General features: G+C 39.0%; 8 protein-coding genes. 4 read left to right on the forward strand and 4 right to left on the reverse strand.

The window, feature by feature from the left end; translation table 11 throughout:
* Window positions 1-31: 31 nt before the first annotated feature.
* The 3 genes from RCC89_08455 to RCC89_08465 form a co-directional block, all read right to left on the reverse strand.
* On the reverse strand, window positions 32-853 hold the full coding sequence (locus RCC89_08455) for a DUF4249 domain-containing protein (protein WMJ73192.1): 822 nt from the start codon (window positions 851-853) through the stop codon (window positions 32-34).
* Window positions 854-887: 34 nt separating this feature from the next.
* Window positions 888-3,233 (reverse strand): TonB-dependent receptor, encoded by a 2,346-nt coding sequence (locus RCC89_08460; GenBank protein WMJ73193.1) that lies wholly within the window; start codon window positions 3,231-3,233, stop codon window positions 888-890.
* A 425-nt stretch (window positions 3,234-3,658) separates the two neighbouring features.
* Entirely contained in the window at window positions 3,659-4,159 is a 501-nt protein-coding gene (locus tag RCC89_08465; GenBank protein WMJ73194.1) for a hypothetical protein, read from the reverse strand.
* Between the two features lie 168 nt (window positions 4,160-4,327).
* Between RCC89_08465 and RCC89_08470 the strand changes: the two genes are divergently transcribed.
* Window positions 4,328-5,323 (forward strand): 2-hydroxyacid dehydrogenase, encoded by a 996-nt coding sequence (locus RCC89_08470; protein WMJ73195.1) that lies wholly within the window; start codon window positions 4,328-4,330, stop codon window positions 5,321-5,323.
* 77 nt (window positions 5,324-5,400) lie between these two features.
* On the forward strand, window positions 5,401-5,880 hold the full coding sequence (locus RCC89_08475) for a pyridoxamine 5'-phosphate oxidase family protein (protein ID WMJ75649.1): 480 nt from the start codon (window positions 5,401-5,403) through the stop codon (window positions 5,878-5,880).
* A 142-nt stretch (window positions 5,881-6,022) separates the two neighbouring features.
* On the opposite strand, the gene RCC89_08480 is transcribed toward RCC89_08475, so the two are convergent.
* Window positions 6,023-6,850: a universal stress protein gene (locus RCC89_08480; protein WMJ73196.1), complete on the reverse strand. Its 828-nt coding sequence runs from the start codon at window positions 6,848-6,850 to the stop codon at window positions 6,023-6,025.
* Window positions 6,851-9,350: 2,500 nt separating this feature from the next.
* On the opposite strand from RCC89_08480, the gene RCC89_08485 reads away from it, so the two are divergent.
* Window positions 9,351-10,649, forward strand: coding sequence for a glycosyltransferase (locus tag RCC89_08485; protein ID WMJ73197.1), 1,299 nt, complete (start codon window positions 9,351-9,353; stop codon window positions 10,647-10,649).
* A 243-nt stretch (window positions 10,650-10,892) separates the two neighbouring features.
* Window positions 10,893-12,425, forward strand: a complete 1,533-nt coding sequence (locus tag RCC89_08490) for a PAS domain S-box protein (GenBank protein WMJ73198.1) — start codon at window positions 10,893-10,895, stop codon at window positions 12,423-12,425.
* The last annotated feature ends 25 nt before the right edge of the window (window positions 12,426-12,450 follow it).

The following is a 12,450-nucleotide window of genomic DNA, read 5'->3' on the forward strand; positions in this document are numbered from 1 at the left end:
ATTAAGATACATAGATATCAATATTAAAAATTTACCACTCTTTTACAAATTCATGCTTACGATAGCTAGTGAAAATGCCTAGTCCCCCTTCAATATTTGAATGGATATTTTTGGGTTCAGAAAAGGGGTCACCTGAAAAAGTGTTCTTTAGGTCTTCATCATACTGATAGTAGTGTTCATCAATGGTATAAAGCGTGATGATTAATTTACCACTTTCGCCTATACCTTTGGAAAAAGAGCTTGTGAATGGGCCAACCTTTCCATTGGCTATCTGCTTGTCGTTAACCAAAAGGCTGGATCCATGGCTGCCAAAGAATAGAGATGGGCTAGTGTAATAGTAAGAGCTGTTGTAATTGCTCGCAATGTCGCCTCTTAGCTTAAAGTGATCCGTTGGTTCAGGGCTATGCCAATCAATAGAAACTTTTACATCATAATAAGGCTCTCTTGCTGAGGAGTCAATCAATGATGAATCTATAGAAATATTTATGTTTTGAACACTTTCTTTCGGAACTGTAGTGTAGCTGCTTGCTTTAAGTCCGCTTGGGGTGGTCACATTCAAAAAGTAAGTTTTACCTGGAATGATAGGTAAATCAGATGTTGTTGTCATATAGGTCTGTTCCATAGGGTAGTAATTTAAGGTTACTTCCTGCTCTCCATTTGATATAACAACGTCGGCATCTTTCACATAGTAGTCTTCGCCACTAGTGCTACTGCCTGGAGGGAAACTTTTAGCAATTTTAACCTCTATATTCTCATCGTCAGGAGATAAAAATGCTCCAACTACCAGTTTCTCAACAGGGGCTGGCAGTTCTCGGTCGGTAACTGTTTTAATGCACGAGGACAGTAAGGGCATAAAGCATAAACTAAATATGATTACAAGGCGCATGTCAGAATTTTAGGTTATAGGTAATAGATGGAATGATAGGAAATAATGACACTTGTTTTAAAACAGTCTGGTTTCCTGTGTTGCTGTAGGTGTTTTCTAAAAAGTAGAAGTAAGGGTTTTGTCTGTTGTATAGGTTGTAAACGCTTAAATCCCATGTTCTTACTTTTCTTCCTTTTAGCTTTTTAATAAATTGGATGCTTAGGTCCAAACGGTGATATGGAGCCATTCTAAATTGGTTCCTATCTTCATAATAGTAGTATGATGTATAACTTGCCGTAGGGCGACTGCTTTGTTCTGAAGGAGTGAATGGTTGAAAAGCTGCGTTGGGCATGGTAATGGCATTTCCTGTCCCATATACCCAAGTGCTTGACAAATGGATTTTTTCAGAAGCTTTAAATAAACCTACCAATGAAATATCGTGTCTTCTGTCATAGCGAGCATAAAACTTTCTGCCCCAGTTAACATCGTCAAACTGGAGTTGAGTCCAGGAAAGGGTGTAGCCAGCCCACCCAGAAAAGCGACCTGCTTTTTTATGTAACAAAAACTCAATACCGTATGACCAGCCTTGGCCTTGTGTTACATTGTCTTCCCAAGATCGCCCATCTTCTAAGTTGTAAGGGTCGTCAAATAAGATAAAGCTTGCACCTTCTCTATATCCGGCCATCCTGTCGGTTTTTTTATAGTATCCTTCAATAGAAAAAGTAGTATTTAACGGCATGAAATCCTTGGCCATACCTAATGTTACCTGTCGTGACCGGGCTGGCATGACATTTTCTGTAGCAGGAACCCATAGGTCTATGGGCATGCCTATTCCGCCACTAGTTAGCTGGTGGGCAAACTGGTTCATTTCCGCATACCCTGCTTTAATTGATAAATCAGGTTTTAATTGGTAGCCTGCTGTTAGTCTAGGTTCAGGATTGATGTAGTGCTCTCCGTTGACATAGAAGCTTGACAAGCGAATTCCTCCATTGATGGTTAAAGCTCTAAAAGGCCTAAATTCATCTTCTATAAAAATAGCCGTTTCAAGAGCCCTGGTCCTGGAGCTAAAGTCGAGGTCAGAGTTAATATATGAGCCTTGGAACACCAAAGCTTCAGGGTTTAAAGTATGATGGGTTAATGATATTCCGGCAAATAGTTTATGCTTGTCCGAATGGAAGTATTCAAACTGTTGTTTTACCGAAATTTCGCTGACAAGGGAATTGAAGTTCAGAAAAAAAGTTTCTCCGCCCCAGTTATCTTCAGACCTGATATTAAAATTATACCCACTGTAAGTAAGGGCTGTTTGTGAAAAAACTCTTTTATTAATAATTCTGTCCCAACCTAGCGTATATGCTTGGTTTCTCCACCCTAAATTGCCTTTGGATTGATTATCTTCGAATTGAGTAGAAATTGAAAACCTGTCATTCCCGTTATATCCACTGAGGTAGATGGTGTTTTTAGGGTCTACTTTGTATGAAATTTTTCCTGCAAGATCATAAAAATAGTATCCTGCCCGAAAATCTCCTGTCATAAACGGCCTAGTGAGTACATCTAAATAGGTACGCCTTCCGGATATCATAAAAGTTAGTTTGTCTTTTACAATAGGTCCTTCTAGTGTAAAGCGTGAGGCTATAAGGCCAATTCCGGCTTCTCCTGTTATTCTTTCAGGATTCCCACTTTTTAGCTCCATATTAATGACGGAGGATAATCGACTTCCATACCTGGCAGGGAACCCGCCTTTTATAAGATTTACATTTTGTAAGGCATCTCCATTAAATGAAGAAAAGAAACCGAAAAGATGGTAAGGGTTATACACCATGGCATGGTCCACAAGGAAAAGGTTTTCTCCAGGCCCGCCACCTCTGACGTATAGACCAGCCATGCCCTCTGAACCTGTTTGTACGCCTGGCATTAATTGAAGGGCTTTTAGTACGTCTTTTTCTCCAAATAAAGTTGGGATGCTTTTTATTTGTTCTACCGGAAGGTCTATGCTGCTGATTTCAGCGCCTTCGCTAATTTTTTTTTGTTTTTGTCCTTCTAGCACCACTTCATCCAAGTAGTAGTCTTCTGTAGACAATACCACGTCAAGGGAAAAGTCCTCGGTGGCTGGAACTTTCTTAGTTACTGACGTGAAACCGATTAGTGAAAAAGAAATTTCCACCGAGTCTGCCGGGTCAATGGTAAATGAGTAAAAACCAGCCTTGTCGGTAACCCCCTCTTTTTTGGGTGTAGATAATGATACCTTTACGCCTTGGAGGGGTTGTTTGGATAGCTCCTCTGTTACCTGCCCTTTTATTACTACTTGTTGTCCGTAAGTAGTAAAAGAGCTTAAGAAGAAAAGTAGAACAAAAGTTTTTTTGAAGGCCATTAGCTGTTAAAATATGGGATATTATAAAAAGTTAGCTAAGGTAATTGGTTTTGTCTTGAAAAAGAAATTGTTTGACGACTGTTTTTGCTTTGCTGAAGGGCTGGTCTTTTTGTTCCTTGGAAGGGGAAGTGCATAGTAGGCGCCCTCGGATTAAACCTAAAATATGCAATAATGGAATTTATTGTTACGTATCAAGGTAGCTTTAAAAATCAGTCGCTTCGCTCACATTTGTGTCTTAACCACAGTGCTGCTATGCTTTGCGATTCCAAAGGGCTAATGTTGTTTTGCTTCTCATGACGAAATATAATGCATATTACAGGTTGAAAAATGCAAAAAAACAGCCCATGAAAAACTTAATGGATTAGAAACTTTGCGATTATGCAACTTGCTCAAGGAAGTTTTTGAAAGAATTAGGAGCTTATGTTTTACGGCGTTTCTGGGGGAGGTAACTCGTCTTTTCTAGATACAAAGAAAAAATTTATTCCAGACACTGTTCTAAAGCCACTGTGGAAGTTTCCGTTAAAGTCGGAGCTGTAATAAGGTGCCACCTCAAAGAATAACCCTGCATTGGGAAATGGGAAAGGGAAGCCTTCTACAGCTATTGGTGCAACTACCCCAAAAAAGTTATCCTGATGCCCATAAAACTCAGCCCTAGGCCCGATGCCAATAACAAAATTGATCCTGTCAAACCAGTTAAACCTTCTTTTAGCCAGTAACTCGGTTTTTATATGTTGCTGATCTGCAAAATTGGTGTACTGAAGGTCTTGCAGTCTTATGTCAGCAAAAAACTTTGTTCTTTGAGAAGTTTTAAAAGAAAGTCCCGGTTCTGAACCGGAAGGGTAAACGCCAATCCCAACCTGGGCAAAAGTAAAAAAAGGTGTGCTTAATGTGCCTAAAAAGATAAATAAAGTAAGTAGGTGTTTCATGTTTTGTTTCTTTTTTCAAAAATCAGGTGCAAGTTGAAAAATGGGTATGATATTTCTTATAGCTAAATCTGCTTTATATCATAGGGGCTTTTTCTTGCTTTTGTCAATTTTAACTTTTAATTAAGCTTTTAGTTAAGCATTTTATTCATTCAAAAATCTAAATTTTTTATGAGAATTACCTTTTTTAGTGCCAGAAAATATGAAAAGCCTTTTTTTGACTCAGCTTGTGCTGGTAAAGGATTTGACTGTAACTATGTAGAAGTGCACCTCAATCAAGAATCAGTTTTGCTAGCTTCAGGATCTGATGTTGTTTGCTTGTTTGTAAACGACACTTGCAACCGTGAAATAATTGAGCAGCTTTCTGAGATGGGGGTAAAATTAATTGCCTTGCGTTCTGCAGGTTTTAACCACGTTGACTTAAAAGCTGCAGCGGAGCATAATATTCCTGTGGTGCGGGTACCTGCTTATTCCCCTTACTCAGTGGCAGAACATACCATTGCTATTATCATGACGCTAAACCGGAAAACCCATAGAGCTTATAACCGGGTAAAGGAGGGTAACTTTAGCCTTAACGGGTTGATGGGATTTGACCTTCATTGCAAAACTGCTGGCCTTATAGGTTTAGGTAAAATAGGAAAGGCTACGGCAAAGATCCTTTTAGGTTTTGGATGTAAGGTCTTGGGGTATGACAAATATGAAGATGAAGAGTGCAAGAAGCTTGGTGTTGAATACACCAGTATTGACAGGATATTTTCAGAGTCAGATATTGTATCGCTTCACTGTCCTTTGACGCCTGATACGCATCATATTATCAATAAAGATACTATTGAAAAGATGAAGGATGGTGTGATGCTGATCAATACAAGCAGGGGGGCCCTTGTGGATACCAAAGCAGTAATTGAAGCATTAAAAACAAGTAAAATTGGACACCTTGGTTTAGATGTGTATGAAGAGGAAGGGGATTTGTTTTTTGAGGACCTGTCTGATCAGATCATAACAGACGACGTGTTTATGAGGCTACTTACTTTCCCTAATGTGTTAATAACAGGGCATCAAGCTTTCTTTACTAATAATGCTATGAGAAATATTGCAGATATTACTATTGGTAATATTGTGGATTTCAGGGAGAAAAAAGAGCTTGAAAATGCTGTGGTTCTAGAGTGATTTTTTTTGTCGTTATTTTAGTGAACATTTCATGGATGCAAAAGTTAATATAGTACCTTTTGAAAACAGTGGAAAATATGCATGGAGATCTTTCGAAAAGTGAAATTGATGAAGTCTTGACTCAGCAGTATATTGGACGCATTGGGTGCAGTGTGGGAGATAAGCCATATATTGTGCCGGTAGCCTATAGTTATGATGCAGCGTCTTCATCTATTTATGGTATGACCGGCGAAGGTATGAAGACTGATTTTCTTAGAAAAAACCCGCTGGTTTGTTTTGAGGTCGAATCGGTTAAAGATATCACGCACTGGAAGAGTGTGGTGGCTTGGGGAGTATTTGAAGAATTGTCAGGGCCAGACGCTAAAAATGCCATGCATAAGTATTCAGAGAAACTTAAGTCTCTGGTGCATTCAAACGATGAGTTGTTGGCAAAAGTTAGCTGGGATATTTCTCATGAGGATGTTCCTGATAAAAACGCAATTATATACCGGATTAAGCTTACTGAAAAGTCAGGCAAGTTTGAAAGTTTCGTGGCTTCTGAAAGCCATCAAAGGTAAGTATTGTATAAGTGAATACTTGATGTATTCACTCATGTATTTTTTTAGCTTGTAATTTTTTTATCTGCAGAAAGGCCTGGATGAGAGTTCAGGTCTTTTTTTGCTTTAAGAAAATTAAGATTTGCTACACATAAGTGTTTTTTTATTCCTTGTGCATGGCCAAAACCGGAACAAAAGCATGATGCGCCATTCTACGGGTAAGGCTTTTTTGGAAAAGGCGTTGGTAAACAGGACGTTTTCTGGTGCTTAATATTAAAAGTTTGGAATCGTTTGATTCAACAAAATTTGTTAATGCATCAAAAACATTGCTGCTTTCTATTATTACGAAGTCTATGCTTTGGTAATTATGAACAGAGGCTTCTTCCGACATTTTTGCCTTAAAAGCTTCCTGTTCTTTAGGTGTTAGTTTTTTACTTATGTTGAGAAAAGTAACTTTGGCATTAAAAATAGAGGCAAACTTAAAGGCAAAGCTAATATTTTCTTTTTCATTGCCCTTCATGTCAGTAGCATATACAATGTCATCTAATGGGTGGAAGGTATGGTTTTCTGGAATGACCAGTACAGGACAAAGGACATTCTCAATGATTTTAGAGGTAATGGTGCCAGGAAATAGCTCTTTAAGACCATGAGCACCTTCGGTATTCATGAATATGATGTCAATATTTTCTTCTTTTATTACTTTAAGAATTTCTTCTAGCACAAAACCACGCCTTACGATGCATTTGCTTTGGGTTTCAGAAGAAATGTATTGGTTGACAAACTCTTCACATCGCTCTTGTAGCATTTTTTGGCCATAGTGGTATACATCTTCAGGGGATTTTACCTTTGTGCCGGCAGGAAGTGGAGGGGGGATAAAAAAGGAATGAAGCACAATGATTTCTGTGTCTGACTTTTTGGCCAAATCATTGGCGTAAATCAGGGAGTTTGATGTATGATCTGTAAGATCTGTAGGGCAAAGTATTTTTAGCATCTTTTTAAGGCTGTTCCTTTCAGTGGTAAACTTATTAGTTTCTGTAAATTATTCAAAAGAATATATCTACACTTTTTTGCATTACTTTTAAGTGTTAAATATCCAGATATTTACAAAAGTAGCATGGAACCCTATTTGTAAAAGAGATTTAGGATCTATTTAAGAATGAAACGACAATTCTTACAAGCCGGTTACATGTCATGACAAAGAAATATAGGGGGTATCCCGAGGAACAAGTGGGCTGTTAGTAACTAGCACCTACCTAACATTTGGCCACTCACATTCCTGCTTTATCCCAACAGCCCCCGATGATACGAGGTATGAATGTAGAGCCGATTTTTTATCGGCATGAACTACATTGTTTGTTTTCTACCTTTGCCCCCCCCCCCCACGTCATCGGTAGGAGGAAACGACGAAGCAATCTCATCGTCAGGTCTAGTATGACACCCTAACAATCAACCAACACTGCTTATCTCAAAAAGATTGCCGCGGCATTTTTTCATAAGAAAACTAATGGCTTATAACTTCAATCCATAGAACTTTACCCACCACTATCTTGCGCCTCGCAATGACGGTTAAATTCTGATTTTCTGCTAATTAAAACCTTAATGTTAGACGCTGGCACCTGCCTAATATTTGGCAATTCACATTCCTGCTTTACCCCAACAGCCCCCCGCAACAGGTGCGGGGAGACAGCTATAGTGTTGATTTTAAAGCTTAAAAACACCATCCCCAAAAGCTACACCCAAAGCCAGCGATAACCTCCAAACCGGTAAGAGCCGAATAGTAGACAAAAGAATAACTCAATAATAAGCAGTCCGGTAGCTGCTAAGGGCGGGCGGGGACTCTATGGCTGGTGTGGGCATATTGCGGCTTGTGGGCTGCCGGATTTTTAAAAATGCCGCCATTAAAAACTGCCCTTGACAATGAATCGTCAGTTAAGGCATTTTTCTGGCAGGGAGGGGTTGTGCGTTTAGCGCGTGGCAATATGCCTTTCAGCCATAGTGTCTTTTTTGGGTTACCTTTTTTGGACAAGCAAAAAAGGTAAGAAGAAATGGAGAATGAGCCTTAGGTAACATTAGCTCATTAGGTTTATTAATAAAGGATCAATTTAATGATTTGATGATGCTCTAATCGTCAGGTCTGGTATTTGACACCCTAACAATCAACCAACACTGCTTATCTCAAAAAGATTGCCGCGGCATTTTTTCATAAGAAACAAAAGGATGATTCGATGATATGATGATGCAATGATATATAACCTGTCATCCCGAGGCACGAGGGATCTGTTAGACGCTGGCACCTGCCTTCGTAATAGGTACAGATAAAGACACTCATGCTGTTATCCAAGCAGATCCTTCCTGCGTCAGGACGACAAGAAGAAGTGTCAAGGGCAGAGGGTAATACGGCATTGGATACAAATTGAGAAAAGCAGAGTCTCAAAAACTAACAACTAAAGCCAGCGATAACTCCAAACTGGTAAGAGCCGAAAAGTAGACTAAAGGAATAACTTTATAATCAGCAACCCGGTAGCTACTAAGGGCGGGCAGGGACTCTATGGCTGGTGTGGGCATATTGCGGCTTGTGGGGTGCCGGATTTTTAAAAATGCCGCCATAAAATACTGCCTTTGACAATGAATCGTCAGTTAAGGCATTTTTCTGGCAGGGAGGGGCTGTGCGTTTAGTGCGTGGCAATATATGCCTTTCAGCCATAGTGTCTTTTTTTGGTTACCTTTTTTGGACAAGCAAAAAAGGTAAGAAGAAATGGAGAATGAGCTTTAGGAAACATTAGCTCATTAGGTGTATTAATAAGGCGACCAATTTAATGATTTGATGATGCTCTAATCGTCAGGTCTGGTACATAACACCCTCAATTACAACTCACCCCAACGTCATTGCGAGGAGAAACGACGAAGCAATCTCATCGTCAAGTCTAATATTCATTACCCCACAAACAATCAACCTATACTGCTTATCTCAAACAGATTGCCGCGGCATTTTTTCATAAGAAAACTAATGGCTTATAACTTCAATCCATAGAACTTTACCCACCACTATCTTGCGCCTCGCAATGACGGTTAAGTTTTGACTTTCTGCTAGTTAGAACCTTAGTAATAACCTGTCATCCCACACCGATAGCTATCGGGAGAGGGATTTGTCAGACACTAGCACTTAGGAAATAAAATAACAAAAGCTGCCAAAAGTCCTTTACCCAAACAGATCCTTCCTTCGTCAGGATGACTAGAAGAGTGTCAAGGGCAGGGGTTAATATTCTTATCCTAAAAATTAAAAGCCAGAACAAGTGGTAAGCTCCATCCTCCTCCAAGTGGTTAACAACCCTTGGAGGGGTTTCTATGTGCAAAAACACCCTTGGTTGCTCGAATTTTGTTTGTAAGTATTTCAATTTTAAAAGATTATAAAATTATATACAAATGCTCAAACAATAGGTTTAGTTGTAAGTTTAATGCGGTATAATCAACTAATTTCAAACCGGATAAATATGAGAAAACCTAAAGTGCTGATGCTGGGTTGGGAATTTCCTCCTGTCATCAACGGAGGCCTTGGTGTGGCTTGTTTAGGGCTGAGCAGGGCTTTGTCAGCGTATGCGGACCTGACTGTTATATTGCCTAAATCGAGTCCAGACTTCAGAGTAAATAATGTAGAGCTAATAGGATTAAACAACCTTGACGTGGACGAATTAAGACGCTCTTCTAGCTCAAGCGTTTTATATCAAGGTTTTTCTGAGAAAGTAAGTGAAATACCTGTAGATGTCCTTCCTTATTCATCTACGTTGTATGACACACTAGTTACACAAGAAAAAATGAAAGCCCTTCAAGAAGATGTTGAAACAGTCGATAATGTGCGTCTGAAGAATATCTTTAAGTCAGGTGAACTATATGGGGCAGATGTGCATGAAAAAGTATATGAATTTGCCAGACAGGCTAAATTATTGGCCGCACAAAAAGATTTTGATGTTATCCACTGTCATGACTGGATGACTATTCCAGCGGGTTTGGAAGTACAAGCAATGACTGGAAAGCCTCTTGTGCTGCATGTACACTCCTTAGAATATGATCGTGCCGGCGCACATAGTAGGAGTTGGGTATATGAAATTGAAAGGCTAGGAATGCATTCTGCCGATATGGTCATTCCTGTAAGCTATTATACTGGCAGTATTGCCCAGCATCATTATGGCGTTGACCCTGCCAAGATTGTTGCTATACATAATGGTACTGACCCGGTGGTGCCATTTAAAGCAGAAAAGCATTTTCCTGAAGACCTTGTATTGTTTCTCGGAAGAATTACTGAACAAAAAGGGCCTGAATTTTTTCTGGAAGTAGCAGATCAGGTTGTTAAAACCAATCCCAATGTACGCTTTGTGATGGCAGGAACAGGGGACAGGTTGAAAAGCTTAATAGAAGGAGGTGCCTATAGGCAGATAGGGCATAAGTTTCATTTTACAGGTTTCCTCAACAAAGAAAAGGTTCATAATCTTTACGCTATGAGCGATGTGTATTGCATGCCATCTGTTTCTGAACCTTTTGGATTGTCGGCTCTGGAAGCGGCTCAGTTTGGAGTGCCTTGTGTTATTTCTAAGCAGTCTGGAGTAGCAGAAGTATTAAACGGGTCTCTGAAAGCTGATTTTTGGGATGTGAAAAAAATGGGCGAGCATATTAGCTCTTTGTTGGAAGATAAGTCCTTGAAAGAAAGTTTGATTAAAGAAGCAAATAAAAACTTGTTAGATTGTACATGGGAAAAAGCAGCTGAAAAGGTGAGGCATGTTTATGATTATGTATAAAGTTGTAAATGGCATCTAGGGACTCATATACCGGTAAAAGGCAGCTTTTGAAGTTGCCTTTTTTTATTTCTAATTAGATTCTCAATAACCTTGATTAACCGTACTTTTCTCCTTTAACCATAGCCATTGATTTGTTACTTTTTTAAATGAGATTTCTAATGATAAAAATCATGTTTTGACTTAAGATTTATTTTAGCTTTTTTTGGTTCTTAAGTAGAAGTTTGTAGTAACGTAAATATTATAATGAGCAAGAATACACCCGGTGGCTCTCACGCCAAACAGCTAAAAGCAATTTTTGATAGTGTAATTGATGGGATTATTACTATAGATCATAAGGGGATTATTCAAACTGTTAACCCTGCGACACTAGAAATTTTTGGATACTCTGAGTCAGAACTTATTGGGCAGAATGTAAAAATGCTTATGCCTGAACCTGATCGCTCTAAGCATGACCAGTATATTCATAACTATGAAAAGACAGGAGAAGCTAAAATAATTGGTAAAGGGAGGGAGGTTAAAGGAAAGAAAAAAGATGGCACTTTGTTCCCATTTTTGTTAAGTATCAGTGAAACTGAAATTGATGGAGAGAAAATTTACACAGGAATTATTCATGATATCAGTAAGTTAAAAATGGCTGAAGAGGCTTTGGTCGAGAGCGAGCATAAAATCACTTCTATTATCAATGCTGCTGTTGATGGAGTTATTACTATCAATACACGAGGGATTATAGAAATGGTCAATCCTTCCGCTGCCCGTATTTTTGGATATGAGCAGGATGAACTTTTAGGTAAAAGTATTAATATGCTTATGCCTGAGCCTGATAGGAGTCATCATGACGCCTATGTTAATAATTATCTAAAAACCGGACATCATAGGATTATTGGTATAGGGAGAGAGGTAACAGGACTGAGGAAAGATGGCACAACTTTCCCTTTCTTTTTAAGTATTAGTGAGGTGAAACTGAAGGATAGGGTCATATTTACAGGTTTTGTGCATGATATCACAGAGCAAAAAATGGCTGAAGAACAGTTGAGACGCTATGCTGCCGAACTTGAACGTAGTAACTCCGAACTTCAGGATTTTGCTTATGTATCCTCTCACGACCTTCAGGAGCCTTTGAGAAAAATACAGGCCTTTGGTGATCGGCTGAAGTCTAAAGATAGTGACAAACTTAGCGAGCAAGGGAAAGATTATTTGAACAGGATGCTCAACGCAGCCTTTCGGATGCAACGTTTAATTAATGATTTACTCAACTTTTCAAGGATTACTACCAAGGCAGAGTCATATTCTGCGGTAGACCTTAACAAGATTTTTAAAGAAGTTAAATCTGACCTTGTTATCAGTATTGAAAAAAATCAGGCTGAGGTCACTGCCGAGGACCTGCCTACCATAGAAGCCGATGAAACACAAATGAGGCAGCTTTTTCAAAACTTGATCGCTAATGCTATTAAGTTTAGAAAGGATGACGAAGCACCTCGTGTCAAAGTATATGCAAAGCATGTGCAGAGAAAACCACATTTAACAGGTACCCCGGGCGATGAACTGGCTGAAATTTATTTTGAAGACAACGGTATTGGTTTTGATACCAAGTATTTAGAGAAAATTTTTAATATTTTTCAGCGCTTAGAGGGGCAAAAATATGAAGGTTCAGGCATTGGACTATCTGTGTGTAGAAAAATTGCGATGAGGCACGGTGGTGATATCACAGCTCAAAGTAAACCTGGAGTAGGAACTACTTTTATAGTTTCTCTCTCACTTAGACAACCAAAAAGTTGAAAAATTCGCTATAAAATCTTAATTA

This window comes from Cytophagaceae bacterium ABcell3, assembly GCA_030913385.1.
In the GTDB taxonomy this organism is placed as follows: Bacteria; Bacteroidota; Bacteroidia; order Cytophagales; family Cytophagaceae; genus ABcell3.